29 protein-coding genes are annotated in these 26,555 nt (G+C 69.9%); 13 read left to right on the forward strand and 16 right to left on the reverse strand.

The annotated features are described in order from the left end of the window. The first annotated feature begins 17 nt into the window (after positions 1-17). Genes ACTWQA_RS24200 through ACTWQA_RS24215 form a run of 4 tightly spaced genes read left to right on the forward strand, consistent with a single transcriptional unit; the run spans position 18 to position 3,788 of the window. On the forward strand, positions 18-890 hold the full coding sequence (locus ACTWQA_RS24200; RefSeq protein WP_443161398.1) for an SIS domain-containing protein: 873 nt from the start codon (positions 18-20) through the stop codon (positions 888-890). After that, positions 887-2,023 carry an N-acetylglucosamine-6-phosphate deacetylase gene (gene nagA, locus ACTWQA_RS24205; protein ID WP_443161399.1) on the forward strand — a complete coding sequence of 379 codons (1,137 nt, stop codon included), beginning with the start codon at positions 887-889 and terminating at the stop codon, positions 2,021-2,023. The genes ACTWQA_RS24200 and nagA overlap by 4 nt, the downstream gene beginning before the upstream one ends. Continuing rightward, complete coding sequence (locus ACTWQA_RS24210) at positions 2,020-2,952, forward strand: 1-phosphofructokinase family hexose kinase (RefSeq protein ID WP_443161400.1); 933 nt, start codon at positions 2,020-2,022, stop codon at positions 2,950-2,952. Before nagA ends, ACTWQA_RS24210 begins: the two co-directional genes overlap by 4 nt. A gap of 11 nt (positions 2,953-2,963) precedes the next feature. Beyond that, positions 2,964-3,788 (forward strand): class II fructose-bisphosphate aldolase, encoded by an 825-nt coding sequence (locus tag ACTWQA_RS24215; protein WP_443161401.1) that lies wholly within the window; start codon positions 2,964-2,966, stop codon positions 3,786-3,788. Here ACTWQA_RS24215 and ACTWQA_RS24220 read toward each other — a convergent pair. From ACTWQA_RS24220 to ACTWQA_RS24240, 5 genes are all read right to left on the reverse strand, one after another. Next, on the reverse strand, positions 3,778-4,212 hold the full coding sequence (locus tag ACTWQA_RS24220; protein WP_443161402.1) for a GNAT family N-acetyltransferase: 435 nt from the start codon (positions 4,210-4,212) through the stop codon (positions 3,778-3,780). The two genes, ACTWQA_RS24215 and ACTWQA_RS24220, sit on opposite strands and share 11 nt — an antisense overlap. Next, positions 4,209-4,985: a phosphotransferase family protein gene (locus tag ACTWQA_RS24225; RefSeq protein ID WP_443161403.1), complete on the reverse strand. Its 777-nt coding sequence runs from the start codon at positions 4,983-4,985 to the stop codon at positions 4,209-4,211. Before ACTWQA_RS24225 ends, ACTWQA_RS24220 begins: the two co-directional genes overlap by 4 nt. Before the next feature lie 76 nt (positions 4,986-5,061). Further along, complete coding sequence (locus ACTWQA_RS24230; protein WP_443161404.1) at positions 5,062-5,742, reverse strand: SDR family NAD(P)-dependent oxidoreductase; 681 nt, start codon at positions 5,740-5,742, stop codon at positions 5,062-5,064. Then, the gene (locus ACTWQA_RS24235; RefSeq protein ID WP_443161405.1) at positions 5,742-6,953 is read right to left on the reverse strand and encodes an RNA polymerase sigma factor; all 1,212 of its coding nucleotides are present in this window, start codon (positions 6,951-6,953) and stop codon (positions 5,742-5,744) included. Before ACTWQA_RS24235 ends, ACTWQA_RS24230 begins: the two co-directional genes overlap by 1 nt. A 9-nt stretch (positions 6,954-6,962) precedes the next feature. Next, positions 6,963-7,202 carry a hypothetical protein gene (locus ACTWQA_RS24240; protein WP_443161406.1) on the reverse strand — a complete coding sequence of 80 codons (240 nt, stop codon included), beginning with the start codon at positions 7,200-7,202 and terminating at the stop codon, positions 6,963-6,965. 226 nt (positions 7,203-7,428) lie between these two features. On the opposite strand from ACTWQA_RS24240, the gene ACTWQA_RS24245 reads away from it, so the two are divergent. Next, on the forward strand, positions 7,429-8,100 hold the full coding sequence (locus ACTWQA_RS24245) for a Uma2 family endonuclease (RefSeq protein WP_443161407.1): 672 nt from the start codon (positions 7,429-7,431) through the stop codon (positions 8,098-8,100). Between the two features lie 42 nt (positions 8,101-8,142). Here the strand turns inward: ACTWQA_RS24245 and ACTWQA_RS24250 are convergent, their stop codons facing one another. Together ACTWQA_RS24250 and guaB are read right to left on the reverse strand one after the other, a co-directional pair. Beyond that, positions 8,143-9,264 (reverse strand): GuaB3 family IMP dehydrogenase-related protein, encoded by a 1,122-nt coding sequence (locus ACTWQA_RS24250; protein WP_305924452.1) that lies wholly within the window; start codon positions 9,262-9,264, stop codon positions 8,143-8,145. 4 nt (positions 9,265-9,268) lie between these two features. After that, positions 9,269-10,750, reverse strand: coding sequence for an IMP dehydrogenase (guaB, locus tag ACTWQA_RS24255; protein ID WP_443161408.1), 1,482 nt, complete (start codon positions 10,748-10,750; stop codon positions 9,269-9,271). Positions 10,751-11,185: 435 nt separating this feature from the next. Here guaB and ACTWQA_RS24260 point away from each other — a divergent pair, with 435 nt between their 5' ends. After that, on the forward strand, positions 11,186-12,196 hold the full coding sequence (locus ACTWQA_RS24260; protein ID WP_443161409.1) for a helix-turn-helix domain-containing protein: 1,011 nt from the start codon (positions 11,186-11,188) through the stop codon (positions 12,194-12,196). Between the two features lie 39 nt (positions 12,197-12,235). Next, complete coding sequence (locus ACTWQA_RS24265) at positions 12,236-12,613, forward strand: DUF5319 domain-containing protein (RefSeq protein WP_127939638.1); 378 nt, start codon at positions 12,236-12,238, stop codon at positions 12,611-12,613. A 262-nt stretch (positions 12,614-12,875) separates the two neighbouring features. On the opposite strand, the gene ACTWQA_RS24270 is transcribed toward ACTWQA_RS24265, so the two are convergent. Next, positions 12,876-13,511 carry a sigma-70 family RNA polymerase sigma factor gene (locus ACTWQA_RS24270; protein ID WP_305924480.1) on the reverse strand — a complete coding sequence of 212 codons (636 nt, stop codon included), beginning with the start codon at positions 13,509-13,511 and terminating at the stop codon, positions 12,876-12,878. A gap of 355 nt (positions 13,512-13,866) precedes the next feature. On the opposite strand from ACTWQA_RS24270, the gene ACTWQA_RS24275 reads away from it, so the two are divergent. Continuing rightward, positions 13,867-14,283 (forward strand): hypothetical protein, encoded by a 417-nt coding sequence (locus ACTWQA_RS24275; RefSeq protein ID WP_443161410.1) that lies wholly within the window; start codon positions 13,867-13,869, stop codon positions 14,281-14,283. Positions 14,284-14,287: 4 nt separating this feature from the next. Here the strand turns inward: ACTWQA_RS24275 and ACTWQA_RS24280 are convergent, their stop codons facing one another. Continuing rightward, positions 14,288-14,881 carry a DUF7711 family protein gene (locus tag ACTWQA_RS24280; RefSeq protein WP_443161411.1) on the reverse strand — a complete coding sequence of 198 codons (594 nt, stop codon included), beginning with the start codon at positions 14,879-14,881 and terminating at the stop codon, positions 14,288-14,290. 268 nt (positions 14,882-15,149) lie between these two features. Between ACTWQA_RS24280 and ACTWQA_RS24285 the strand changes: the two genes are divergently transcribed. After that, positions 15,150-15,488, forward strand: coding sequence for a YciI family protein (locus ACTWQA_RS24285; protein WP_443161412.1), 339 nt, complete (start codon positions 15,150-15,152; stop codon positions 15,486-15,488). Next, entirely contained in the window at positions 15,485-16,729 is a 1,245-nt protein-coding gene (locus tag ACTWQA_RS24290) for an RNA polymerase sigma factor (RefSeq protein WP_443161413.1), read from the forward strand. The genes ACTWQA_RS24285 and ACTWQA_RS24290 overlap by 4 nt, the downstream gene beginning before the upstream one ends. A gap of 60 nt (positions 16,730-16,789) precedes the next feature. Here ACTWQA_RS24290 and groL read toward each other — a convergent pair whose 3' ends face one another. The 3 genes from groL to ACTWQA_RS24305 form a co-directional block, all read right to left on the reverse strand. Then, positions 16,790-18,409, reverse strand: coding sequence for a chaperonin GroEL (gene groL / locus ACTWQA_RS24295; RefSeq protein WP_443161414.1), 1,620 nt, complete (start codon positions 18,407-18,409; stop codon positions 16,790-16,792). Positions 18,410-18,481: 72 nt separating this feature from the next. After that, the gene (groES, locus tag ACTWQA_RS24300; RefSeq protein ID WP_043623565.1) at positions 18,482-18,793 is read right to left on the reverse strand and encodes a co-chaperone GroES; all 312 of its coding nucleotides are present in this window, start codon (positions 18,791-18,793) and stop codon (positions 18,482-18,484) included. A 181-nt stretch (positions 18,794-18,974) separates the two neighbouring features. Then, on the reverse strand, positions 18,975-19,832 hold the full coding sequence (locus ACTWQA_RS24305; protein ID WP_443161415.1) for an NAD-dependent epimerase/dehydratase family protein: 858 nt from the start codon (positions 19,830-19,832) through the stop codon (positions 18,975-18,977). 89 nt (positions 19,833-19,921) lie between these two features. Here ACTWQA_RS24305 and ACTWQA_RS24310 point away from each other — a divergent pair, with 89 nt between their 5' ends. The 3 genes from ACTWQA_RS24310 to ACTWQA_RS24320 all read left to right on the forward strand — a co-directional run bounded on the left by ACTWQA_RS24310 (position 19,922) and on the right by ACTWQA_RS24320 (position 23,766). Next, a complete protein-coding gene (locus tag ACTWQA_RS24310; RefSeq protein WP_443161416.1) occupies positions 19,922-20,422 on the forward strand; it encodes a MarR family winged helix-turn-helix transcriptional regulator in 501 nt (166 codons plus the stop codon). Positions 20,423-20,490: 68 nt separating this feature from the next. After that, positions 20,491-21,648: a class I SAM-dependent methyltransferase gene (locus ACTWQA_RS24315; RefSeq protein WP_443161417.1), complete on the forward strand. Its 1,158-nt coding sequence runs from the start codon at positions 20,491-20,493 to the stop codon at positions 21,646-21,648. A 195-nt stretch (positions 21,649-21,843) separates the two neighbouring features. Next, positions 21,844-23,766: a hypothetical protein gene (locus ACTWQA_RS24320; RefSeq protein ID WP_443161418.1), complete on the forward strand. Its 1,923-nt coding sequence runs from the start codon at positions 21,844-21,846 to the stop codon at positions 23,764-23,766. 38 nt (positions 23,767-23,804) lie between these two features. On the opposite strand, the gene tsaD is transcribed toward ACTWQA_RS24320, so the two are convergent. From tsaD to ACTWQA_RS24340, 4 genes are all read right to left on the reverse strand, one after another. Next, positions 23,805-24,836, reverse strand: coding sequence for a tRNA (adenosine(37)-N6)-threonylcarbamoyltransferase complex transferase subunit TsaD (gene tsaD, locus ACTWQA_RS24325; protein ID WP_443161419.1), 1,032 nt, complete (start codon positions 24,834-24,836; stop codon positions 23,805-23,807). Continuing rightward, positions 24,829-25,260, reverse strand: a complete 432-nt coding sequence (gene rimI, locus ACTWQA_RS24330; protein WP_443161445.1) for a ribosomal protein S18-alanine N-acetyltransferase — start codon at positions 25,258-25,260, stop codon at positions 24,829-24,831. The genes tsaD and rimI overlap by 8 nt, the downstream gene beginning before the upstream one ends. Positions 25,261-25,271: 11 nt before the next feature. Beyond that, entirely contained in the window at positions 25,272-25,916 is a 645-nt protein-coding gene (gene tsaB, locus ACTWQA_RS24335; RefSeq protein ID WP_443161420.1) for a tRNA (adenosine(37)-N6)-threonylcarbamoyltransferase complex dimerization subunit type 1 TsaB, read from the reverse strand. A 98-nt stretch (positions 25,917-26,014) separates the two neighbouring features. After that, positions 26,015-26,554, reverse strand: coding sequence for a class F sortase (locus ACTWQA_RS24340; RefSeq protein WP_443161421.1), 540 nt, complete (start codon positions 26,552-26,554; stop codon positions 26,015-26,017). Between the last annotated feature and the right edge of the window lies 1 nt (position 26,555).

Genomic DNA, 26,555 nt, shown 5'->3' on the forward strand with positions numbered 1-26,555 from the left:
ATCATGGGAGGCATGCGGTGACCACGCACACCGAGGCCGAGATCGCGTCCCAGCCGTCGTGCTGGCGGCGGGCCATCGAGGACGTTCCCGTTGACGTGCTCCCCCGCCGGGGCGAGCGGGTCGCCGTCGTGGGCTGCGGCACGTCGTGGTTCATCGCGATGGCGTACGCGACCCTGCGCGAGCGCGCCGGGCACGGCGAGACCGACGCCTTCGCCGCCTCCGAGTTCCCCGTCGGCCGCCGCTACGACCGCGTGCTGGCGTTGTCCCGCTCGGGCACCACGACGGAGGTGCTGGAGCTGCTGGCCCGGATCGACACGGCGACCACGGCCATCACCGCAGATCCCACGACCCCGATCATGACGGCCGCCGACGAGGTCGTGGTGCTCGACTACGCCGACGAGCGGTCGGTCGTGCAGACCAGGTTCGCCACCACGCAGCTCGCCCTGCTGCGTGCCGGCCTCGGCGAGGACCTCACGCAGGCGATCGCCGACGCCGAGGAGGCCGTGGCCGCGCCGCTGCTGGACACGCTGGTCGAGGCCGAGCAGTTCAGCTTCCTGGGCATCGGCTGGTCGGTCGGGCTGGCGCAGGAGGCGGCGTTGAAGATGCGCGAGGCGTCCCGATCGTGGACGGAGGCCTACCCGGCCATGGAATACCGGCACGGCCCCATCAGCATCGCCGCGCCCGGGCGCGTGACGTGGATGCTCGGCGCCGCCCCCGGCGGCCTGCGGGCGCAGGTCGAGCAGACCGGCGGGACGTTCGTCGAGAGCGGGCTCGACCCGATGGCCGAGCTGATCCGCGCCCAGCGCGTGGCCGTCGCCAGGGCCTTCGCGCGTGGGCTGGACCCTGACGAGCCCATGCACCTCACGCGATCTGTGATTCTTTCCTCATGAGCCTTACTCTCGCCGACGCCAGGATCGTGACTCCCGAGGGAGTGCACGAGGGGTGGCTGACCATTGAAGACGGCCGCATCACGCACGTCGGCCACGGATCCGCGCCGGGGCCGGGCCTGAGCCTGGGCGGGCGGCACATCGTCCCCGGGTTCGTGGACATCCACAACCACGGCGGCGCGGGCGGCTCGTTCCCCACCGGCGAGCAGGACCGGGCCCGCGACGCGGTGGCGCTGCACCGGCGGCACGGCACCACGACGACCATGGCCAGCCTGGTCACCGACTCGCTCGACGGGCTGACCCGGGCCGCGGCGGCGCTGGCCGAGCTGTGCGACGAAGGGCTGCTGGCGGGCATCCACTTCGAGGGCCCCTACATCGCCAGGAGCCGCTGTGGGGCGCACGACCCGACGCTGCTGCGCGAGCCCTCGACGCAGGAGTTCGCGGGGCTGGTGAAGGCCGGGCGTGGGCACGTACGCATGATCACCATCGCGGCCGAGCTGCCCCGCGCGCTCGACATGATCCGCATGGCCGTTGCCGAAGGCGTGATCGCGGCCATCGGGCACAGCGACGCCGACTACGACCAGACGATCACCGGCATCGAGGCGGGCGCGAGCGTGGCCACGCACCTCTACAACGCCATGCCGCCGCTCGGGCACCGCGCCCCGGGTCCCGTGGCGGCGCTGCTCGACGACGAGCGCGTGACGGTCGAGCTGATCAACGACGGGGTGCACGTGCACCCGGCCATGTTGCGGCTGGCGTACGAGGTGGCAGGGCCCGGCAGGACCGCGCTGGTCACGGACGCGATGGCGGCCACCGGGCTGGGCGACGGCGACTACGCTCTCGGCTCCATGCAGGTACGCGTGGACGGCGGCGTGGCCCGGCTCGTCAAGAGCGGCTCCATCGCGGGCTCCACGCTGACCATGGACGTCGCCTTCCGGCGCGCCGTGCGGGAGGTGGGCATGTCGCTGCCCGACGCCGTCCAGGTCGCCTCGCTGACGCCGGCACGGGTGCTGGGGCTGTCCGACAGGATCGGCTCGATTGCCGTCGGCAAGGCGGCCGACCTCGTGGTGCTCTCCGATGAGCTGGAGGTGGCCGGGGTGATGAAGGACGGCGTCTGGGTCACGGAGCCCCGATGATCCTCACCGTGACGCTCAACATGGCGCTCGACGTGACCTACGAGGTGCCTTCCGTCGACTGGGACGGGGTCAACCGGGTCGGCGCCGTGCACCGGCGCGCGGGCGGCAAGGGCGTCAACGTGGCCCGCGTGCTGGCCGCGCTCGGCCGCCAGGTGCTGGTCACCGGCCTGGTGGGTGGGCCCACCGGCCGGGCCATCGAGGAGGACCTGGAGGCGGCGGGACTGCGGAGCGAGCTGTGCCGCATCGCCGGCGACTCCCGCACGACGCTGGCCGTCTGCGAGACCGCCGGCCCGACCGCCCCGCAGGAGCCGGGCGCCCCGCATGAGAAGGTCACGACCCGCCGCACGGCGCTGTTCAACGAGCCCGGCCCCGACGTCACACCCGACGAGCTGGCCGGCTTCGTGCGGCGCTACACGTCCCTGGCGCGGGAGGCGGACGTGGTGGTCCTTTCGGGCAGCCTGCCGCGCGGTGTGCCCGCCGACATCTACGCCACGCTCGCCGGCATCCCCGACGCGCCCGTGATCGTGGACGCGGACGGCGACCCCCTGCGCCACGCGCCCAAGGGCCGCCCCGCCGTCGTCAAACCCAACGCCGAGGAGCTGGCCAGGGCCTTTCCCGGCGGACAGGGCGCGCAGGAGGTGCGTAGCCAGGGTGCGGAGGCCGTGGTCGTGTCCATGGGCGCCGACGGGCTGCTGGCCGTGACCGGGGAAGGGACATTCCGGGCGCGGATGCCGTACACCGTGGTGGGCAACCCGACCGGGGCCGGCGACGCCCTCGTCGCGGGACTGGCGATGGACGTGGAGCGGCCGTGGCCCGACCGGCTCAGGAGGGCCGCGGCGCTCGGCGCGGCGGCCGTGGCCGCGCCGGTGGCCGGCGCGTTCGACCATGACGTCTACGCCGCCATCCATCCACAGATCGTCATCACGTAAGGAGCCCCGCCATGCCCCTCGCCGCCATCGGCGACATCGTCCGCCAGTCGCCCGCGGGGGTGGGCGCCTTCAACGTGATCCAGCTGGAGCACGCCGGCGCCATCGTGGCCGGCGCCGAGGCGCTCGGCCTGCCGGTCGTCCTGCAGATCAGCGAGAACTGCGTGCGTTACCACGGCGCGCTGGAGCCGATCGCGCTGGCCTCGCTCGCAGTGGCCCGGCAAGCCGACGTGCCGGTCGCCGTCCACCTCGACCACGCCACCGACCGCGCGCTCGTCGAGGAGGCGGTGAAGCTGGGGCTCGGCTCGGTCATGTACGACGCCTCCGCGTTGCCCGACGAGGACAACGTCCGCACGACCGCCGAGGTGGCGGCCTGGTGCCACGAGCGGGGCGTGTGGGTGGAGGCCGAGCTGGGCGAGGTCGGCGGCAAGGACGGCGTGCACGCGCCAGGCGCCCGGACCAAGCCGCACGAGGCGGTCGGCTATGTGGCCAGGACGGGCGTGGACGCACTGGCCGTAGCCGTGGGCACCTCGCATGCGATGACCAGCAAGGACGCGGTGCTGGACCTGGAGCTCGTCGCCGAGTTGCGGGCAGCGGTGCCGGTGCCGCTGGTGCTGCACGGCTCGTCGGGCGTGCCGGACGACGTGCTGCGCGAGGCCGTACGGCGCGGCATGAAGAAGATCAACATCGCGACGCACCTGAACAAGGCGTTCACCGGCGCCGTACGCGACTACCTGGCCCACGACGAGCGCGTCGTCGACCCCCGCAAATACGTCAAGGCCGGCCGCGACGCGGTGGCGCGCGAGGTCACGCACCTGCTCGGCGTGCTCACGGGCTGAGCTCCTTCCGCATCATCACGGCGGAGCGGCCCTTGACGCCCTCCCTGCCGGTCTCGACGTAGCCCAGCGACGTGTACAAGGCGATGTTGGAGGCCATCTTGACGTTCGTGTAGAGGCGCAGCGCGGGCAGCCCCAGCCGGCGCGCCTCCTCCTCGGCGTACGCCAGCAGCCCCCGCCCGATGCCCTTGCCGTGGCTCTCGGGCCGTACGGCGACATTGTCGACCAGCAGGACCCCGTCCTCGGGCACGAGCACGATCAGCCCTCGGAGGTCGTCGGTGACGTGCACCCGCCCGGCCTCGATGAGCGCGCCGTAGTCGGCCTCCATCGGGACCGGCCGCATGCCGACGACCTCGATCCACGGCTCGTAGGCGGCGTGGACCAGCTGCTCAACGTCGGCTCTGTCCTCGGGCCGGGCAAGTCTCATGCGGCCAATGTTGCCAGCACCCGCTCGACCTGCCGCCGGAAGGTCCCCGGCGGATTGCGCGGGCTCTCGTGCGACAGCAGGAACAACCAGGTCATCCCGTGCAGTTTGCGGTAGTCGCGCATCAGCCGCTCCTCCGGCGGGCTCAGCTCGAACCGCCCCACGATGTCCACCTCGCCCTCCACCCACATGGACACGTGCTCGGCCATCTCCGCCAGCTCCCACACCCGGTCGCTGCGTCCGGAGTCCTCGAAATCGACCCTGCGGACGCGGGCGCCGTCCCACAGGAAGTTCGCCAGGTTGCCGTCGCCGCCCCCGAACACCGGTGTCACCCCCGACTCACCGGGAGTCCAGCTCTCCAGCCACCGCAAGCCCTCTTCCACGGCCCGATCCGCCAGCGGATCCCGCGACCGCCACTCCGCGCCCCGCCGCCGGACCCAGTCGCGGACCGCCGCCCGCTGCCACGGGCGTATCGGGACGGTCTCGAGCACAGCAGGCGGCACCGCCGCATACAGCACGTCGAGCGCCTCGGCCATGGCCGCGACCTGGGCATCCCCCACGGACAGCCCACGCAGCGACACCCCGTCGATCCTCGTCATCGACACCACGCCGGCCTCGAACGCGATCGGCTCCGGCGCCAGCCCCGGAGCGTGCTCGGCCAGCAGAGTCAGCGCCCGCCATTCGCGCTCCGCCCCGCCCTGCTTGCCGTCCACATACCGTTTGGTGACGACGTCCCCGTCGAAGACCACCTCGTGCGTATGTTGAAGATCAGCCACACGTCAGGGTAGCAACCGCTCCACCCGCCACCGGGCCTGACCGGCACCGGCCATGCCCTACTCCCGTGGACCCCCGTCACCAGGGGAGGGGCCGCCCGTCGCGGAAGAAACCACCGGTCGGTCCATCATCCGGCAGATCGACGCCCCACAGCACGCTCCTCGCCCCCTCGGCGACGGGCCGCCCGCCCGGACCGCCCATGTCCGTCGCCGACCAGCCGGGGCAGACGGCGTTCACCAGGATCCGGTCCTGCCGCAGCTCGGCGGCCAGCATCTTCGTCAGCGCGTTGAGCGCGGCCTTCGACACCGCGTACGCCGGCGTGCCCGCCCTCATGGACGCCAGGGACCCGATCTCGCTGGACACGTTCACCACTCGTCCGCCTCGCAGGAGGGGCAGGAGCGCCTGCGTCACCCGCCACGCCCCCAGCAGGTTCGTCTCCAAAGCCTCCCGCACCACGCCGAGATCCGCGTCCACGGCCCGCTGCCAGGTGTCGTAGTGAATGGCCGCGTTGTTGACCAGGACATCCACCCGCTCATGAGACTCCCGCACGCCCTCGGCGAACGTGTCCACGGACTCCTGATCCGAGACGTCCAATCGCGTCGGCACCACCTCGCCGCCCAGCCCCTGAGCCGCCTTCTCGGCCTTGGCCAGGTCCCTGGCGGCGAGCAGCACCGTGTCACCGGCCAGCGCGAGCTGCCGGGCCACCTCCAGCCCGATCCCCCGATTGGCCCCCGTGACCACGCATACCCGACCCGCCATCAATGCCCCTGCTCATTTGCCTCGCGCCTGCGTCGCAGGAACTCGCGCTCCACCTCGTTGCCCGCCCGGTCGATGGCCGCCTCGTACGCCTGCGCCGCCTCCTCATGCCGCCCCAGCCGCCGCAACAGGTCGGCACGCACGGCGTGGAACAGGTGATAGCCCGCCACGTCGAGCCCGTCGACCAGGGCCAACGCCTTCTCGGGCCCTTCCGTCTCGGCCACCGCCACGGCCCGGTGCAAGGCCACGACCGGGCTAGGGTCGTACGTCAGGAGCTGATCGTACAGCCGCAGGATCTGATCCCAGTCGGTGTCCGCCACGCTCGGCGCGTCGCTGTGCACCGCGTTGACCGCGGCCTGGATCTGGTACGGCCCCGGCCGGTCGATCCGCAGGCAGCTCCGCACGAGGACCTGTCCCTCCTCGATGAGCCCGCGGTCCCAAAGCCCTCGATCCTGCTCGGCCAGGGGCACCAGCTCGCCCGTCGGCCCCATGCGCGCGGCCCGCCGCGACTCAATGAGCAGCATGAGCGCGAGCAACCCCATGACCTCGGGCTCCTCCGGCATGAGCGCGGCCGACAGCCGCCCGAGTCTGATGGCCTCCGCGCAGAGCTCCTCGCGCACGAGCCGATCGCCCGAGCTGGCCGTATACCCCTCGTTGAAGATCAGATAGATCACGGCCAGCACGGCGTGCAGCCGCTCAGGCAGATCGCGTTCCTCCGGCACCCGGTACGGGATCTTCGCAGCACGGATCTTGTTCTTGGCCCGGACCAGCCGCTGTGCCATCGTCGGCTCGGGCACCAGGAACGCCTGCGCGATCTCCGCCGTGGTCAGGCCGCCGAGCAACCGCAGCGTCAGAGCGACCTGGGCGTGGACGGCGAGCGCGGGATGGCAGCAGGTGAAGATCAGTCGCAGCCGGTCATCGCGTACCGGCCCCTCCTCCGGAGGCTCGTCGCGGAACTGCAGCAGCGCGGCCTGAGCATGTTTGTCCTGCCGCACCGACTCCCTGCGCAGCCGGTCGAGGGCCCGGTTGCGGGCGGTGGTGATGATCCATCCCGCCGGGCTCGGCGGCACCCCGTCCACCGGCCAGCGCCGCACCGCGACCGTGAACGCCTCCTGCACGGCCTCCTCGGCCAGGTCGATGTCCCCGAAGGCACGCACCAGCACGGCCACGGCCCGGCCGTACTCCCCCCGGAACACCCGCTCGATCTCGGGCATGAACCCGCCTCAATGCCCCCGGCGCGCCATCGACTCCACCGTGTTCTTGGCCTCCAGCAGGGACGCCCCGGTCGCCTCGCGGTAGATCTTGATGGCCAGGATCGTCTTCCTCCTCTCCAAGGCGTGGTAGAACTCCGGCGGCAGGAACGGGCCGCCGGAGTTCGCGAGCTCGGGATCGATGCCGAGATGCCGCTGAAGATCCGCAACCTGCCGCTCAAGCCGGGCAATTCTGTCCTCTACGGATTCCATGGTCGAAACACTACGCGTCCGGATCCAGCAGCACGCGCACGAGTTGCCGCGCGAACTCCGCCCGGCCGCTCGGCGTAGCCCTCGTGCCCGCCCCTGCGGGCGAGCACGGAATCCTTGGCATGGCAAAAATGCGGATGAATGCAACGGCCTGCATGATCCTGAGTACAGTCAGTAAGCAGGGCCTCTACGATGACGGGAGCTGACCGTGAGGGAGGAGTCACAAGAAGTGACAGCAGTCGCCAGATTGCCAGAGGAGCTTCGCTTCATCCTGCCGAGCTCGTCCTCGTCCTATCAGATGTGGGTTGACGGCGATCTCCAGGACTATCTCCACATCCCATACGACGGCACCCGAGTCGAAATCATCGATGGAGAGATCGTCGTGTCCCCCGCCCCCCGCCTGATGCACAACATCATCTGCACGGAGATCGCCGAGATCATCGGTCGCGCGCGTCATGCAGACCCGTCCTACCGATGGCGCAGCGTCCTCGGCAACGGCCTGAACTTCGTCGCCGAGGAGAACGGCTACATTCCGGATGTCATCGTCATGGATTCCGAGGTCACGCAGGAGGCGTTGAAGCTCAACCAGATGCACTTGATGACCGACCAAGCCGAAATGGTCGTCGAAGTGACATCTCCCTCGACGGCAAACCGAGACCGCCCCCCGGCCGACAAGCAGTCAGGCAAGGGCAAGTGGTGCGGATATGCGCGGGCCGAGATCCCCTACTACCTGCTCGTCGATCTCGACCCGGCTGTCTCCGCCGTCACCCTTTACTCGATACCCGACCAGGCCTCCGCCGCCTACCTCCACAAGGAGAACTGGAGCCTCGGAGAGACGATCACCTTGCCCGACCCGATCAGGATCGAGATTCCCACGGACGACTGGAAGCCCTGGGAATGAGGCCCGGTCTCGGGAAGCCGACCTTCCCGAGACCGGTCAGGGTCAGCGCTGGGTCGGCGCCACCACGACCTCGACCCGCTGGAACTCCTTGATGTCGGAGTAACCGGTGGACGCCATCGTCCGCTTCAAAGCACCCATCAGATTCATCGACCCGTCCGCCACGCTCGACGGCCCGTGCAGGATCTGCGCCAGCGTCCCCACGGTCCCGAACTCGACCCGCCGCCCCCTGGGCAGATCCGGGTGGTGCGCCTCCGACCCCCAGTGGAACCCGTGCCCCGGCGCCTCGGCGGCCCGCGCCAGCGGCGAGCCCACCATCACGGCGTCCGCCCCGCACGCGATCGCCTTCGCGATGTCCCCCGAGGTCCCCATGCCACCGTCGGCGATCACGTGGACGTAGCGCCCGCCCGACTCGTCCATGTAGTCCCGCCGCGCCGCCGCGACGTCCGAGATCGCGGTGGCCATCGGCACCGCCACCCCCAGCACGTTACGCGTGGTGTGCGAGGCGCCGCCGCCGAAGCCCACCAGCACCCCGGCCGCGCCCGTGCGCATGAGGTGCAGGGCGGCCGTGTAGGTGGCGCAGCCGCCCACGATGACCGGCACGTCCAGCTCGTAGATGAACTGCTTGAGGTTGAGCGGCTCGGCCCGGCCCGACACGTGCTCGGCGGAGACCGTGGTGCCGCGGATGATGAAGATGTCCACGCCGGCGTCGATCACGGCCTTGTGGTATTGGACCGTGCGCTGCGGCGACAGGCGTACGGCAGTCGTCACGCCTGAGGCACGGATCTCCTCGATGCGCCGCCCGATCAGGTCCTCCTTGATCGGAGCCGCGTAGATCTCCTGGAGGCGCTTGGTGGCCGCCGCCGCATCCAGGGCAGCGCACTCCTCCAGCAGCGGCGACGGGTCCTCGTAGCGCGTCCAGAGCCCTTCGAGGTCGAGCGGGGCCAGCCCGCCGAGCCGCCCGATCTCGATGGCGGTGGCCGGCGACACCACGCTGTCCATGGGTGCGACGACCACGGGCAGCTCGAACCGGTAGGCGTCGATCTGCCAGGCGATCGAGACCTCCTCCGGGTCACGAGTGCGCCGCGAGGGCACCAGGCCGATCTCGTCAAGCGCGTACGCCCGGCGCCCGGTCTTCCCCCGGCCGATCTCCACCTGCTGAGTCATGAACTTACCTTCTGTGATAGTTCGGAGCTTCCACGGTCATCTGGATGTCGTGGGGGTGGCTCTCCTTGAGGCCCGCCGCCGTGATCGGCATGAGCTGCCCGTCGGTGTGCATCTGCTCGATCGTGCGGCACCCGGCATACCACATGCCCTGGCGCAGCCCGCCGACCAGCTGGTGCGCGACGGCCGCGACCGGCCCGCGGTAGGGCACCTGCCCCTCGATGCCCTCGGGGATGTATTTGTCATCGCCGCCGACGTCGGCCTGCGCGTAGCGGTCCTTGCTGAAGGAGGTGCCACCGCGCTCGCGGTTGCGTACGGCACCGAGCGATCCCATGCCCCGGTACGACTTGAACTGCTTGCCGTTGATGAAGATCAGCTCACCGGGCGACTCCTCGCACCCGGCCAGCAGCGAGCCGAGCATGACCGTGTTCGCACCGGCCGCGATGGCCTTGACGATGTCGCCGGAGTATTGCAGGCCACCGTCGCCGATGACCGGGATGCCCGCCGGCGCGCACGCCTTGGATGCCTCGTAGATGGCCGTCACCTGCGGCGCGCCCACGCCGGCCACCACTCGGGTGGTGCAGATGGAGCCGGGCCCGACCCCCACCTTGACCGCGTCCGCGCCGGCCTCGACCAGCATCTGCGCGCCCGCCCTGGTCGCGATGTTGCCGCCGATGACCTCGACCTTGCTGTTGGCTTTGAGCTTGCCGATCATGTCGGCCAGTCCCTTGGAGTGGCCGTGGGCCACGTCCACGACCACCACGTCCACCCCGGCCTCGATCAGAGCCTTGGCACGCAGCTCGGCGTCGCCGCCGACGCCCACGGCCGCGCCCACGAGCAGGCGGCCGTCGGCGTCCTTGGTGGACAGCGGATATTGCTCGCTCTTGGTGAAGTCCTTGACCGTGATCAGGCCGCGCAGCCTGCCGTCGGCGTCGACCAGGGGCAGCTTCTCGATCTTGTTGTGCCTGAGCAGCGCGAACGCCTCGTCCCTGGACACCCCCACCGGGGCGGTGACGAGCGGCATCTTGGTCATGACCTCGCGGACGGGCCGCGACTGGTCGGTCTCGAAGCGCATGTCGCGATTTGTCACGATGCCGACCAGCGTGCCCGACATGTCGGTCACGGGCACCCCCGAGATCCGGTACGTCGCGCACAACCGCTCCACGTCGGCCAGCGTGTCGTCCGGGCTGCAGGTGACCGGGTTGGTCACCATCCCCGCCTCGGAGCGTTTGACCAGATCGACCTGCTGCGCCTGCTCCTCGATCGACAGGTTGCGATGAAGAATGCCGATGCCGCCCTGCCTGGCCATGGCGACCGCCATGCGCGCCTCGGTGACGGTGTCCATGGCCGCCGAGACCAGCGGGATGGACAGCGAGATGCCGCGCGACAGGCGGGATCTGGTGTCGGCCTCTCCCGGCTGCAGGTCAGAATAGGCGGGCACCAGCAGCACGTCATCGAAGGTCAATCCCGTATCGGTGAACTTGGACATGCTGCCGCCCCCTCTGCCGTTGCCTTGATTGGACCAAGTCTAGGGCCTGCGTCCAAACCGAGTCTCGGCGCCTGGGAAGTCGCGATGCCGGGAGGACGATGACCCCCACGGTCCGTCGTACTCCCGGCATCAAAAGTGCCGGGGGATGGGACGGTCGGTGATCCGTCCCATCCCCCGGCCACCGGCATCCGCTGTGGTGACGCGACGCGCCCACCGAACCCCCCTCCGCGTTCTGATGAGCGGCGCGACCACTGCTTCTTGACGATGCCGACGCTAAGTAAAGCCTGCGTTACTCAACGGAACATCGCAAGGTAAAAACGTGCAATTGCACGAAGTTGCATCGCAGGGGTTGCGAGTCGGCGCAAGGAGCGGACACCAGCGGAATGCGGCGTTATTCTCGCGGCACGCCGTGAACCCCCTACGGAGTCGCACACAATGCGCAACGAGTCCCGCATCCGGTCAGATCCCTTCGAGACGCTGGGCCTCGATCCTGCCCAGCGTGCGCTCTACACGGCCATTCTGCGGCTGCACAGAGCAACGCGCACGGATCTCGCACAGGCCATGGACGGGCCGGTGGAGAGCGTAGGCCGCCAACTCGACGCCCTCGTCAAGCTGGGGGTGGTCGACGAACGATCGGGCGAATACCTGGCCAGGCACCCGGCCGCGGCGCTCGGCCGGCTGATCTCCGAGCGCCTGGACCGGCTGGCCGAGGAGAGCCGCATGATCGACTCGGCGCTCGGCTCGATCCGGGCCCTGGTCCACGACTACGACGCCGGCCGGGATTACCAGAGCGGCCCGTTCACCGTGGAAATGGCGAGCGGCGCGGACGTGCTCTACGAAAGCGTGGTCGGCATAGCCGTGCAGTCGCCCGGGATGGAATTGTTGACCGCCATTCCGGATGAGCGCACAATGACCGACTTTGTCCGTAAATTTGCGGACCCGTGGATAGATGCGCAAAAACGAAAGCTTCTCACGGTTCGCGCTGTCATCCCGGTCGCCACCCTCACCCTGCCCGGCGTCCGCGACCAGCTGATCGAACTCGCCGAGACCGGCGGCAGCGTACGCACGCTGCGCCGCGTCCCGAGCTGGTTCATGACCGCCGGGCCGGAGGTCGCGGGCCTGCCCGCGCTCTGGGGCGGCAACCTGCCCGACCACGCGTACAACTTCTATCTCGTCCGCACGCCGATCGTGGTCGGCGTGCTCCACACGCTCTTCGGCGAGCTGTGGGCCAGGGCCGTGCCCCTCCCCTGGGGGCGCAAAGGAGACGGGATGGTGCAGGTCCTGCGCCTGGCGGCGCAGGGCATGTGCGACGAGTCGATCGCCCGCCAGCTGGGCGTGTCGGTCAGGACGGTACGCGCCAGGTTCGCCGACGCCATGGCCGAGCTGGGCACACAGTCGCGCTTCCACGCAGGTGTGGAGGCCACCCGGCGTGGATGGCTGAGCTAATACTCTCCGCTCAGGCCGCATCGGTCATATGGTGGGAAGGTGCTGGAAGACGTCCCCCGCGACCCGTTCGCGGACGACCCGAACGACCCTTCCTCGGCGATGGGCGCGCTCGACGACGCGGAGCCATTGACCGCGCAAGAGCGTGACGAGGCCATCACCGACCTCGCCGACGTCGAGGTCTTCCGCTCTCTGCTCGAACCGCAGGGGGTGCTGGGTCTCGTGCTCGACTGCCCGGAATGCGGCGAGCAGCACTTCTTCGACTGGGAGCTGCTGCGCGGCAACCTACGACAAATGATCGAGAAAGGCCAGCCCCAGGTCCACGAGCCGGCCTTTCACCCCGACCCGGCCGACTACGTCACCTGGGAGTACGCCAGAGGCTACGTCGATGGCGTCATCGACACGGAGGAACGCCGCTGACCGACACCACCGAGCACGGATGAGCCGGCTCGGTCACCGTCACCGATCGCGGAAGAGCCCGACCCGCCACCCCCGAACACGGAGGAACACCGGAGATCACCCTCGTCACCATCAAGGACATCTGTGACGAGAGCGGCCAGCAACCGTACAGCCGGATCGCCGTGGTGGACCGAGCCTCGGTGGAGCATGCTCTGACGGACGCTCTGAGGGTCCTCTCCACGGCCGAGCGCTTCGAGCAGCGCGTCGGTCTCCTCCTCTGGCGTCAAGCCGACTCCAGCTCGGCCATCTGCCGCAACCTGGCCAACGCCCGATGCTGGGCGACGCGGACCGCACCTGGTGACATACCGAGTACATTACCGGTCTCCTCCGCGGACAGCCCTGAGACCACTCGCATGAGCAACAATTCCCGCTGGTTCTCGGGCAGCCGGGCCAGCAGCCTGCGCGCGTGCTCGACCTCGATGTAGCGGACCACGGTCTCCTCGGGTCCCGGCCCGTCGTCCGGGCCGTCCGGCAGATCCTGGGTCGGCACGGCCGACCGCACCGAACTCCGCAGCGCATCGGCCACCTTGTGCGAGGCGATCCCGAAGACGAAGGACGCGAAAGGCCGCCCCATGTCCCGGTACCGCGGCAGCGCGGACAACACCGCGATGCACACCTCCTGGGCAACGTCATCGGCAATGTGATATTGCCCTGAAACCCTGCCCAGCCTGGCGCGGCAATACCGCACCACCATCGGACGCAACTCACCGAGCAGAGATTCGATCGCACTGCGATCTCCCTGCACGGCGAGGCTCGTCAGTTCCCTAAGGTCGGAGTCATCCGTCCGTGCCGGAAGTCTCGACGCGAGCCTTACCCCAATTTTGGCGTCGGCGACGCTTCCCTCGCTCACGATAGGCATGATGCCCGCGTTGATCCTGCATGTCGTCATGGCGAACGGCTACGGATTGGTCACATTGAAGCGACGATAACGAGCAGTAATCAATCGGCCACACTAAGGCTTTATTGCTCGACATAATATTTCACTCCACAACCCGAAATGCGCGACAATTGTCAGACCGTAGACGCTTATCACCCACTCCCGGTTTACTCCAATAAGCCACCTTTTCCCCCACTTCTCCCCATGTCGGGCCAGGTCACCCCGCGCGGAAGGACTCGGCGATGAGGGTTCTGCGCCGGCCCGCGTGCCGCGCTGCGCGGCGGGAATCACCAGGAGGGAGAGGCTCCTCAGCGCTCTACGGGAGGCGCGGATCGTCATGCATTGGCACGCCTACCAGTGGACGGGGGCCGGCGCCGACCGCGACAACGAGGCCGAGCGGCGGCCGGATTCGCCCGATTTCCGGGCGTCCGCCCTGCCCCCGATGCGGACGGGCGATTGGCTGGCCAAGCCCGCCTCCCGGATCGCGGCCAGCTTCGACGACGTCGAGGCGGCGGTCGACTGGCTCGCGGCCGCGTACGGCGACATAGGCGACGCGCTCCTCGTCCCCGACCGCATCCCCTTGGAGGATCGGCTGGCCGGCGCCAGGGACCTGCTGCCGCGCGGTGTGGACGTGCAGTGGGGCGAATGGCTGCAAGGTGGCCGGTTCGCCACCATCGGCATGATCTGCTGCCCGAACCGGCACGCTGCCCATCCCTGCCCGATCCGGCGCAGTGCCGGGGTGGCCGCCCTATAAAGGATCATTCATCGCGGGCGTCGAGCAACTCCAGATACCCCTGAACGGCCTCCCACAGGTGATGCTCCGGATACCGGCCGATCCCCCGGTGCTCTCGCCGCCACTGCCGCTCCCAGTACGAGCGATGCACGGCACGCAGGTGCTCGAGAGCCGCTTCGAGCTCGCCGGCGACCTGCGTGCGCTCCTCCTCGGCGCCGGCCGTCACCCGGCGCAGCCGATCGAAGCGCCGCTCGCCCAGCGCGTCGAGCACACCCCTGTCGGGCCCTTCCAGCGACCAGAACCGGACCGGCCCCCGAATGACGTGGTTCCACACCGGATCCCGGAAAGACCGCCAGTAGTAGACGATGCCGCCCTGGTCCAGCCGCAGGAAGTCGACCAGCCACGCGGTGCCGGGCGGTTGAGAGCCCCAGGTCACTTCCTCCGGCGGCAGGTTCAGCACGAAGACGGCCTCGATGTGATCAATGGGATCGGCGCCCTCCAGCAGGTCACCGAAGACGTACGCCTCGCGCAGGAACGGCTGCGCCGCCGGCACCCGTCTGGTCTGGTCACACGCCTCGGCGAGCATCCGCACCCTCTCGACCGCCCGCCGGTACTGCATCGTGCGCCCCCTCCTCACGTTCGGCTCGCGACCAGCGTACGAGTTGCGCTCGGCGACGCCGCTACAGCGGCGGCAGCCGGGCTCCCGGCGCCGATCCACGACGCCCGCTTCGGCAAGATGGGCCAGCCGACCGGACAGGACGAGGTCGGTCCCGACGGGCGCTGGCGGTAAGTCATCGACAATCCCTTCGGCACAGAGCTGTCGAATTCCGGCCGGCCGTCCGACATAAGGGTGTAGGTACGAAGTCCACCACTGAAAGGAAGACCCCGTGGCCCAGTACGCGATCCTCCTGTACGCAAAGGCCCCCGCCGATGCCGACGAGCTGACCCCCGAGCAGCGCGAGGCGCACCAGCGGCACGCCGACGAGCTGGGCGACGCCATGCTCACGGCGTTCGCGCTCCAGCCCAGCACCACCGCCACCTCCATCCGCGGCGACGCCGTCACGGACGGGCCTTTCGTCGATGCCAAGGAGGTCGTCGCCGGGATCTGCGTGATCGAGGCCCCTGACCTGGACGCCGCCCTGGAAATGGCCCGCCGCAATCCCATCACCCAGCTGGGCGGCGGCGTCGAGGTGCGGCCCGTGGCGAGCGGGTTCGTCAGGGGATGACGGACGTCGAAGCGGCGGTCGCGGACGCGCACCGCCGCCGGTGGGCCCTGGTCCTCGCTTCCACGGCGCGCGTGGCGGGGGACCTGGACCTGGCCGAGGAGTGCGTGCAGGAAGCGTACGCCGCGGCGCTGACCGGCTGGGCGCGCGACGGCATCCCCGACAACCCGGCGGCCTGGCTCACCACCACGGCCAGGCGTCGCGCCATGGACGCGGTGCGGCGCGAGCGGGTGTTCCGCTCGAAGCTGCCGCTGCTGATCGAGCCCGAGCCGGAGGAGCCGGCGGACGAGGACGACATGAACGGACCCGAGGACGCGGTGCCGGACGAGCGGCTGCGTCTGGTCTTCATGTGCTGCCACCCGGCGCTGGCGCAAGAGGCGCAGCTGGCGCTCACCCTCAGGCTGGTGTGCGGGGTGTCCACCGGGGACATCGCCCGCGCGTTCCTGGTGCCGGAGACGACGATGGCCGCCCGGCTGACCCGGGCGAAGAAGAAGATCTCGGTCGCCAGGATCCCGTACCGGGTGCCGGGCGCGGCGGCGTTGCCCGACCGGCTGCGCGGGGTGCTCGGTGTGATCCATCTGCTCTTCACCACCGGGTACACCGCGCTGTCGGGTGCGTCGCTTATGCGTACGGACCTGATGGACCAGGCGTTGCACCTCGCCCGCATGCTGCGCGAGTTGATGCCCGACGAGCGGGAGGTGTGGGGGCTGCTCGCCCTGCTGCTGGTCACCGACGCCCGGCGGGCCGCCAGGGTGGACTCCCGCGGCCGGTTGCTGCGGCTGGAGGAGCAGGATCGGTCGCGATGGGACCGAACCGCGATCGCCGAGGCGCACGAGCTGATCGTGGGCGGCCTGCGCGGCGGGCAGCCGGGGCGCTATGTGCTGCAGGCCGCGATCGCGTCCCTGTACGCCGAGGCGCCGGCCTACGACCGGACGGACTGGCCGCAGATCGTGACCCTGTACGACGAGCTGCTGAAGCTATGGCCGTCCCCGGTGGTGGCGCTGAACCGCACGGTGGCCCTGGCCCGCGTCTGCGGCCCGGCGCGGGCTCTCGCCGAGGTCGAGGAGCTGGAGAAGGACACCCGCCTCGCGGGATACCAGTATCTGCCCGCGATCAAGGCGGACCTGCTGCGCGAGCTCGGCCGCACCGAGGAGGCGTCGGCCGCGTACCGGAAGGCACTGGAGCTCACCACGAACGAGGCCGAGCGGGAGTTCCTGACCGGACGCCTCGCGGAGCTCCGGTAGAACGCCGTACGGCCCGCATCCCATGCGCATGGGACGCGGGCCGTACGGCGGACGGACGGGTCAGTGGCCGTGGCCGTGACCGTGGCCCTGGCCGGCGGCCGGGGCCTCCTCCTCGGGCTTGTCCACCACGAGCACCTCGGTGGTGAGCAGCATGCCCGCGATCGAAGCCGCGTTCTGCACGGCCGACCGCGTGACCTTCACCGGGTCGATGACGCCCTGGTCGAGCAGGTTGCCGTATTCGCCGGTCGCGGCGTTGAGGCCGTGACCAGGCTGCAGCTCGGCAATCTTGTGGGTGACCACGTAGCCCTCGAGACCGGCGTTCTCGGCGATCCAGCGGGCCGGCTCGACCAGCGCGCGGCGGACCACGCCGACACCCGTGGCCTCGTCGCCCGACAGACCGAGGTCGCCGAGGTCCTTGGAGACGTGGATGAGCGCGGAGCCACCGCCGGAGACGATGCCCTCCTCGATCGCGGCGCGCGTCGCGGAGATCGCGTCCTCGAGGCGGTGCTTCTTCTCCTTGAGCTCGACCTCGGTGGCGGCGCCGACACGCAGCACGCACACACCGCCGGCGAGCTTGGCCAGACGCTCCTGCAGCTTCTCGCGGTCCCAGTCGGAGTCGGACTGCTCGATGGCGAGCCTGATCTCCTTGACGCGGTCCTCGATGGCCTGCTGGTCACCGGCGCCGTCGACGATGGTCGTGGCGTCCTTGGTGACCACGATGCGGCGGGCCTGGCCGAGCACCTCGAGACCGACGTGCTCCAGCTTGAGGCCGACCTCCTCGCTGACGACCTGGCCGCCGGTGAGGATGGCCATGTCTTGCAGCATCGCCTTGCGGCGGTCGCCGAAGCCGGGGGCCTTGACGCCCACGGAGGTGAACGTGCCGCGGATCTTGTTGGTGACCAGGACGGCCAGGGCCTCGCCCTCGACGTCCTCGGCGACCACGAGCAGCGGCTTCTTCGTCTGCGCGATCTTCTCCAGCAGCGGCAGGAAGTCCGCGATGGAGGAGATCTTGCTCTGGGTGAGCAGGATGTAGGCGTCCTCGAGGACGGACTCCATCCGCTCGGGGTCGGTCACCATGTAGGCCGACAGGTAGCCCTTGTCGAACTGCATGCCCTCGGTGAACTCGAGCTCCATGCCCATGGCGTTGGACTCTTCGACGGTGAGGACACCGTCCTTGCCCACCTTGTCGAACGCCTCGGCGATCAGGTCGCCGATCTGCGCGTCCTGAGCGGAGATCGTGGCGACATTCGCGATCTCCTTCTTGTCCTCGACCGGGCGGGCGCTGGCGAGCAGCTTGTCGCTCATCTCCTTGGCGGCCTTGTCGATGCCGCGCTTGAGCGACAGCGGCGAGGCGCCGGCGGCGACGTTGCGCAGGCCCTCGCGGACCATGGCCTGGGCCAGGACGGTCGCGGTGGTGGTGCCGTCACCCGCGATGTCGTTGGTCTTGGTCGCCACTTCCTTGGCGAGCTGGGCGCCGAGGTTTTCGTAGCGCTCCTCCAGCTCGATCTCACGAGCGATGGTCACACCATCGTTCGTGATCGTCGGCGCACCGAACTTCTTGTCGATGACGACGTTGCGGCCACGCGGGCCGAGGGTTACCTTCACGGCGTCCGCGAGGGCGTTGACGCCGCGCTCAAGCGCGCGGCGGGCGTCCTCGTCGAACTCCAGGATCTTCGCCATTGCTGAAAGTCCTCTCCTAGCGTCGAAAGCCCCGGTCGCCCTGAAGAGCGCCCGGGGCTCGACACATCCGGCTTACTTCTCGATGATCGCGAGAACATCGCGGGCGGAGAGCACGAGGTACTCCTCGCCGCCGTACTTGACCTCGGTGCCGCCGTACTTGCTGTAGAGGACGATGTCGCCCTCCGAGACGTCGAGCGGAATCCGCTTGTCTCCGTCCTCGTCCCAGTTGCCAGGGCCCACCGCGAGGACCTTGCCCTCCTGCGGCTTCTCCTTGGCGGTGTCTGGGATGACCAGACCGGAAGCGGTCGTCTGCTCAGCCTCAAGCGGCTGAACCACGATGCGGTCGCCGAGCGGCTTAACGGGAACCTTAGTGGCGGTCGTCACGATCGGACCTCCCCTTCAGATATGAATGATCTAGAAGAGGCGACCAGCTGGGCCTGCCGTCGCGGGTGTCAGACCTGCCTCGTCGCACGTTGGCACTCTCAAGGTGAGAGTGCCAACAGGAAACATATGCAAGAGGGGCTTGACAGTCAACACGAACGCGTCTGCTCAGAGCGATCAGGCCTCATTCGGCGTACGAACCCCGCGTGAGGTCGGCCACGATGCCGGGCCGGACGGGGCTCCAGCCGAGGGCCTGGCGGGTGCGGGCGGCGCTGACCCGCTGGCTGATCGACAGCGCGTGCGCGAAGCCCTCCCCGAGCGGTTCGGCCGCCTCCTCGAGCGGCCAAGGCTCGGCCGTCTCCTTGACGCCGGCCGACCTGGCCGCCGCCTCGGCCACGGCGGCCACGGGCACGGCCTCCTCGCTGACGGCGTGGTAGACGGTCGCCTCGCCCTTCTCGACCGCGGTCACGATCAGCTCGGCCAGGTCCTCCACGTGCACGAACGTCCACGTCGGCGCCTCGCCGCCGGCTGAGACGTACACGCCGGTCCCGCGCTGGGCGGCCTGGCCGCGCAGCAGCGCCGGGATGCCGGCGCCGCGCCCGTGCACGACGCCGGGGCGCACCACGGAGCCGCCGCCGTCGAGTATGAGCCGCTCCACCTCGTGCCGGTACGCCACGAGCGGAATCGGATTCGCCGGGCTGTCCTCGTCCGCGCCGTCGGTCTCGCCGAGCACCCACACGCCGCTCACATAGACGACCCTCTTGCCCGACCCGGCCAGAGCGGCGATGGTCGCCAGGTCGGTGCCCTGCTCGCCGGTCAACTGGCCCGCGTGCACGATCGCGTCGATGTCGGGGGTGATCGCGGCCTGCAGGGTCAAGGCGTCCGCCAGATCTCCGTGCCGCTCCTCGGCCACGGCCGGCACCCGTTTGGCTCCGCCGGCCGCGGGCCGCACGAACGCCGCCACCTCATGACCCCGCTCGATCAGCCGTTCCACCACGGCCGCGCCGATGTAGCCCGTCGCCCCGGCGACTAGCACCTTCATTGTCCCACCTCAAAAATTTTGACATTGAACATTTCCCCGCAGAAGGTATAGCACGCCGTCAAACATTTCAATGTCGTACGATTACCCGCATGGACGACGCGGTCGACGCGATACTCGGACAGTGGGCGTGCGCCCGGCCCGACGTCGACGTGTCCCCGCTAGGTGTGATCGGCCGGGTGTCGCGGGCGTCGCGGCTGCTGGAGCGGGGGGTCAAGGAGTTTCTGGCCGAGCACGGGCTGGAGGCGTGGGAGTTCGACATGCTGACCACGCTGCTCAGGAGCGGCGATGACGCCACCATGTGCATGAAGGACGTGTCGGCGGCCGCGATGATCAGTCCGGGCGCGCTCACCAACCGTATGGACCGCCTGGTGGAGCGCGGCCTGGTGGAGCGCTGGCCGGCGCCGGGCAACCGCAGGATGACGCTGGTCACGCTGACGGACGAGGGGCGGCGGGTGGCCAACGACCTGCTGGAGCGGCACACGGCCAACGAGGACCACCTGCTGTCCGGGCTCTCCGCCCCCGACCGCGACGCCCTGGCCGGCCTTCTCCGCAAACTCCTCCTCTCCCTCGGCGACACCGCACCCGTGTGACAGGGCCGCGCCCCGAGGTCGCGGGAGCCGTCTCGAGGGGTCTCGAGGGCGCGATAACGTCGTGTGACGTGGACCTCGACGCGTTCAACGAGCTGCTGACGACGCGCGGCCAACGGGCGCTGGCCGAGGCCGGTGAGCTCACCGGCGCCGACCCGGTCGCCGCCGCCACGAAGCTGCGCAAAACGTATGACGCCCCTCTCACCTCGGCCGCCCTGACCCAAGCCGGCCTGCGGGAACGCGCCAAGGCCAAATTCGGCGAGGACGCCCGGGGGATGTACTTCACGCACCACGGCTTGGAGCAGTCCACGCGGGCGGAGGTGGCCGCGCACCGCGCCCGCCGCCTGGCCGGGGCCTCGGTCGTCGACGCCTGCTGCGGCATCGGCGGCGACTTCCTGGCCCTGGCCCGCGCCGGCTGCACGGTGACGGCCGTGGACATCGACCCCCTGACGGTCGCCGTGGCCAGAGCCAACGCCGAGGCGCTTGGGCTGGCCGACCGGGTGACGGTGACCATTGGGGACGCGGCCGCCGTCCGGCCGGAGGATTACGACGTGCTGTTCGCCGACCCGGCACGGCGGACGAGCCGGGGCAGGACGTTCGACCCCCTGACTTACTCGCCGCCCTGGCCCGTGGTGCTCGGCCTGGTCTCCAGGGCCGAGCGGGCCTGCCTCAAGGTCGCACCGGGCATCCCGTACGAGTTCATCCCGGCGCAGGCCGAGGCCGAGTGGGTCTCGTACAAGGGCGAGGTCAAGGAGGCCAGCCTCTGGACCGGGGAGCGGCCGACCCGCCGCGCCACGCTGCTGCCCGGCGGTCACACCCTGACCTCCGCCGACGTCAAGGCCCCGGTCGGCGCGATGGGACGCTACATCTACGAGCCCGACGGCGCCGCCATCAGGGCTCACCTCGTGGGCGAGGTGGCCGAACTGGTCGGCGGCCGCCTGCTCGATCCGCTGGTGGCGTACATCGCGGCCGACGAGCCGGTGGACACCCCATGGGCCGCGAGATACGAAGTCGAGGACATCATGCCGTTCTCGCTGAAAAAGCTACGTGCGGCCCTCCGTGAACGGCAAATTGGAAATGTCACCATCAAAAAGCGCGCCTCCGCCCTCGACATCGAGCGCCTGCGCACAGATCTGCGGCTCAATGGGGAAAAGTCGGCGGTAATCATCTTGACGCGGATCATGGCGCGGCCATATGCCCTCATCTGCGACACCTCCCCACCTGCCTGAACAGGGAAACCGGCCATTCTTGCGTTAACCGCGATCTTTCAATTTCAGCCCTGACGGACCTTGATCGAAAGGCTAAGGTGGGCGGGCGGGAGTTCTCCCCGAATGCGGTTACCCGCGTTCTCGCCTTTTCATCTGCAAACCGGACCTACCCCACCGCTGCGCGGCAGACCGTCGGCGACGCGAAGGAGCCTTTCGGTGGACAATTCCAATCACACCACCCTTCTTCTTCAGGCAGGAGGCCACTCCCCCATCTCCGAGAGGATGCGCGACCTGCTCCAGCGCGCCGCCCAGGATCACGTTTACGAGCAACGCACGCAGGGCGCCGTGCTCGACGAGATCCGCCAGCGGCTCGAGGGCATGGAGTGGCTGCTTCGCGAGGTACGCGAGCGCGAGCTGGGCGGTCTGAGCGGCACCTTGGAGTCGGTCAACGGGCGGCTGGAGGACATCACCATCAAGCCGCCGATGTGGGCGGAGGGCTTGGCCCAGCACGTGGAGGCGGTGCGCGACCACGTCGACACCGTCGACGAGCGCGTGGGCCAGCGCCTGCAGTCCGTGCTCGACACCACCGATGGCATCACCAAGGGCATGTCCGATTTCGCCACACTGCTGGCCGGCCTCAACGCCAGCATGGAAGCCGCCGCCAGCCGCTTCACCAGACTCGACAAGTCGGTGGCCGAGCTCGTCACCCGGACCGACCGGGTGGAGTCGGCGGTCGGCGCGCTGTCCGAGGACGTCAACGATCGGCTGGCCGGCGCGGCCGAGCAATTGGCCGGCAAGGTAGACGCGGCCGAGCAGCGCCTGACGACCCGCCTGGAGGCGACCGGCGAGCACTTGATCTCCCGGCTGGACGAGACCGACCAGAGCCTCACCCTCAGGCTCGACGACACCCACCACCGCCTGACCACCAAACTGGACGAGGCCGACCGCCGCCTCACCACCAAGCTCGACGAGACCGACGAGCGGCTCACGGCCCGGCTGGAGGAGAGCCATCGGCACCTGTCCGCCCGGCTCGAGGAGGCGGACCAGCAGCTGTCCGGTCGGCTCGACGCGGCGGACGAGCGGCTGTCCGGCCGGCTCGACGCGGCGGACGAGCGGCTCACCACACGCCTCAAGGAGGCCGACGCGCAGCTCAACGACCGCCTGACCGACGTCGAGCAGCGCCTCACCACCCGGCTCGACGAGACCGACCAGCACCTGGCCGTGCAGCTCGGCGAGAGCGAGCAGCGCCTGACGGCCAGGCTCGACGGCGTGGACTCCAGGCTCGATCGGGTCGAGGGAAGGTTGCACGGGCTCGACACCAAGCTCACGGGGTTCGACACCAAGCTCACGGGGCTCGACACCCGGCTCACCGGGTTCGACGGCCGGCTGGAGTCCGCCGACGAGTGCCTGGCCGACATCGACGCCAGGCTCGACGGCCTCGACGGCAGGATGGGCGGCGTCGACAAGCGGCTCGGGGGCATGGACGGCCGGCTCGGCGCGGTGGACGAGCGGCTGGGCACCATGGACGGCCACCTGGGCAGGCACGATGACCGTTTCGACAGGCTCGACGTACGCATCGACACCCGCTTCACGGCGCTGGACGAGCGTGTGGCCGCCACCGACCAGCGCCTGGGCGAGACCGCCACGCGCAACGAGGGCCGCTTCAACCGGCTCGACAGCCAGATGGACGCCATGGACGAGCGGCTCGGCGAGGCCGAGGAGCACCTGAGCGACCGCTTCGACGCGATCGACGGCCACCTCGGCGGGCTCGACACCCGCTTCAACGGCCTCGCCACCCACATGAACGGCCTGGCCACCCGCGCCGAGCAGGCCGGCGCTCATCTGGAGGCGGTGGACGACCGCATCGAGGCCGTCCACGAGCGTGTGGGGCGGCTCCCCGCGGCCCTGGGCTCCGAGCTCCAGTCGCAGGCAGGCGAGCAGGCCGCACGCCTGGCCGCGGCCGCCGACACGCTGACCGACCTCGTCAGGTCCCGTCCCGACCGCGACGAGCTGGCCCAGACGGTCACCGGCATCGTCGAGCCCGCGGCCACCGACCTCACCAAGCGCCTGAGCGCCCTGGAGGAGACGATGCTGGTCCTGGCCGAGGCGCTGCTGCGCCCCAGCAGGTCCAAGGACTGAGTGCTGGTCTGTGCTCGCGCGCCCTGGGCGTGCGGGCGTCAGACGTGGACCGTGGTGATCGGCAGGGAGGAGTCGGCCGGGATCTCCAGACTCGACGGCGCGACACCGGCCGCGACCAGGTCAGAGCCCAGCGCCGCGACCATGGCCCCGTTGTCGGTGCACAGCCCGGGACGGGGCACCCGCAGCCGCACCCCGGCCGCGTCGCACCGCTCCTGGGCCAGCGCCCGCAGCCGGGAGTTGGCCGCCACGCCGCCCCCGATCAGCAGGTCCGCCACGTCGTACTTCCGGCACGCCTGCAGCGCCTTGCGGGTCAGCACGTCCACCACGGCCTCTTGGAAGGAGGCGGCCACGTCCGGCACGTGGATGGACGCGCCCGCCCTTTCGCGGGCCTCGATCCAGCGAGCCACGGCCGTCTTGAGCCCGGAGAAGGAGAAGTCGAGCGTGCCGTCGTCGATCTTGCCGCGAGGGAAGGCGATCGCCGTGCCGGAGCCCTCGCGGGCGGCCCGGTCGATGTGCGGGCCGCCGGGGAACGGCAGCCCCAGCACCCGCGCCACCTTGTCGAACGCCTCCCCGGCCGCGTCGTCCACGGTGGAACCGAGCGAGATCACGTCCTCGGCCACGTCAGGCACGAGCAGCAGCGACGAATGACCGCCGGAGACCAGCATGGCGATGCACGGCTTGGGCAGCGGGCCGTGCTCCAGCTGGTCGACGGCGACATGGGCGGCCAGGTGGTTGACGCCGTAGAGCGGGACGCCGAGGCCGAGCGCGTAGGATTTGGCCGCCGCGACCCCGACCAGCAGCGCGCCCGCCAGCCCAGGACCGGCCGTGACGGCGATGGCGTCGAGGTCGGTGAGCTTGAGCCCGGATGCGGCCAGCGCGGCCTCCACGGTCGGCGTCATGGCCTCCAGATGGGCGCGGGAGGCGACCTCGGGCACCACGCCGCCGAACCTGGCGTGCTCCTCCATGCTGGAGGCAATGGTGTTGGCCAGCAGCGTGTGGCCCCTGACGATGCCGATGCCGGTCTCGTCACAGGACGTCTCGATGCCCAGGACCAGTGGTTCGTCAGCCATCCAGGTTCCTTCTCATCATGATCGCGTCGGTGCCGTCGTCGTAGTAGCGGCGGCGGGTGCCGATCTCCTCGAAACCGAAATGCCGGTAGACGGCCTGTGCGCGCGGGTTGTCGGCGCGTACTTCGAGGAAGATCTCCCGCGCTCCCCTGCGGCGCGCCTCGGCCAGCAGCTCGGTCAGCATCGCGCTGCCGATGCCGGTGCCCTGGTGCTTCTCCAGCACCGCGATGGTCTGCACGTCGGCCTGGTCGGCCGCGGCGGCGAGCCCGGCGTAGGCGACGATCTCGTCATCGACCAGCGCCACCACGTAGTGGCGCGAGCGCGGCATGTCGGCCAGCTCGCCGCGCATCATGCTCTCGCTCCACGCGTCGAGGGGGAAAGTGGCCCGCTCGATCTCCATGACCGCCGGCAGATCGGCCTCGGTCATCGGCCGGAGCTTCACGCCGTCACCCTCTTGGGCGCCCCTGGCACCACGGCGTCGGGCCGGCGTAGGTAGATCGGGCGGGGCGGGTCGAGCGGAGTGCCCTCCGCGAGCCGCTCGGCCGCGAGTGAAGCCAGAGCGCCGGCGTAGGGGTAAAGAGGAGCGTCGCTCTGCCCGAAAACATCGGGATATAGGTCTGCACCGGCCCCCACGACCGGCAACCCGTCGACCGGCACCTGCGCGGGCCGGTCCACGAAGGGACCGTCGAGCCTGGTGCGCATGTCCGCATAACGCGCCCAGAAGACCTCTTTGCGCCGCGCGTCGGTGGCCACCAGGAACGGCTCGGTGAGGCCGCCGCCGTACGCGACCGCGTCAAGCGTGCAGATGCCGTACGCGGGCACGCCCAGCGTCGTGGACAGCCCCTGCGCGGTCATCAGCCCGACGCGCAGCCCGGTGTAAGGACCGGGGCCGCTGCCCGCCACGATGGCGGTCACGTCGCGCAGCGCCGCCCCCGCCTCGCCCAGCACCCGCTCGATGGTGGGCACGAGCAACTCGCCGTGACGCCGGGCGTCGATCGTCGTGGACTCGGCGAGCACCCGCTCGCCGTCGTGAAGCGCGGCGGTGACGGCGGGCGTCGCGGTATCAAAAGCCAGGACCAGCACGACTGTTTAGCCTACCTGCAGGGCGGCTCTCACCCGGCCGTATCGTCAGGACCAGCCGGTACGCCGCCGCAGCCAATCGAGCGCGGGAGGCGGGTGGCTCATACCTGCGAAGCGTAGACGATGATGTTGTCCAGGTATTCGCCCTTGGCGTAGTCGAACTTGCCGCCGCAGGTCACCAGCTTGAGCCCGTCCTCGACGTACACGCGTCTGATCGGGAAGCTGTCCTTGTGCACCTGCTCGATCGAGTCGACCTTGTACGTCACGGTCTTGCCGTCGCTGCGCTCGACCTTCACGGTCTCGCCCTTGCGTAACTGCCTGAGCTTGTAGAACACGGCCGGCGCGGTCTTGGTGTCCACGTGGCCGATGATCACCGAGGCGCCCTTCTCGCCGGGCACCGCGCTGCCCGAGTACCAGCCGGCCAGCTTGGGCTTCTCGTATGGAGGCAGCTCGACGTCGCCGTTCTTCTCCAGGCCGAGCTTCATCAGCTGGGCCTCGACGTCGATGGAAGGGATGTCGATGCTCTCGGGTACGACGTTCGCGACGGGAGTGGAGTCGGTCTGCTGCATGCCCCTGCCGAACGCGAACAGCAGCAGGCCCGTCACGGCCCCGGCGAGCACCACCCGTCCTGGGCGGGCCATC

This window comes from Nonomuraea sp. 10N515B, from assembly GCF_052245915.1.
In the GTDB taxonomy this organism is placed as follows: Bacteria; Actinomycetota; Actinomycetes; order Streptosporangiales; family Streptosporangiaceae; genus Nonomuraea.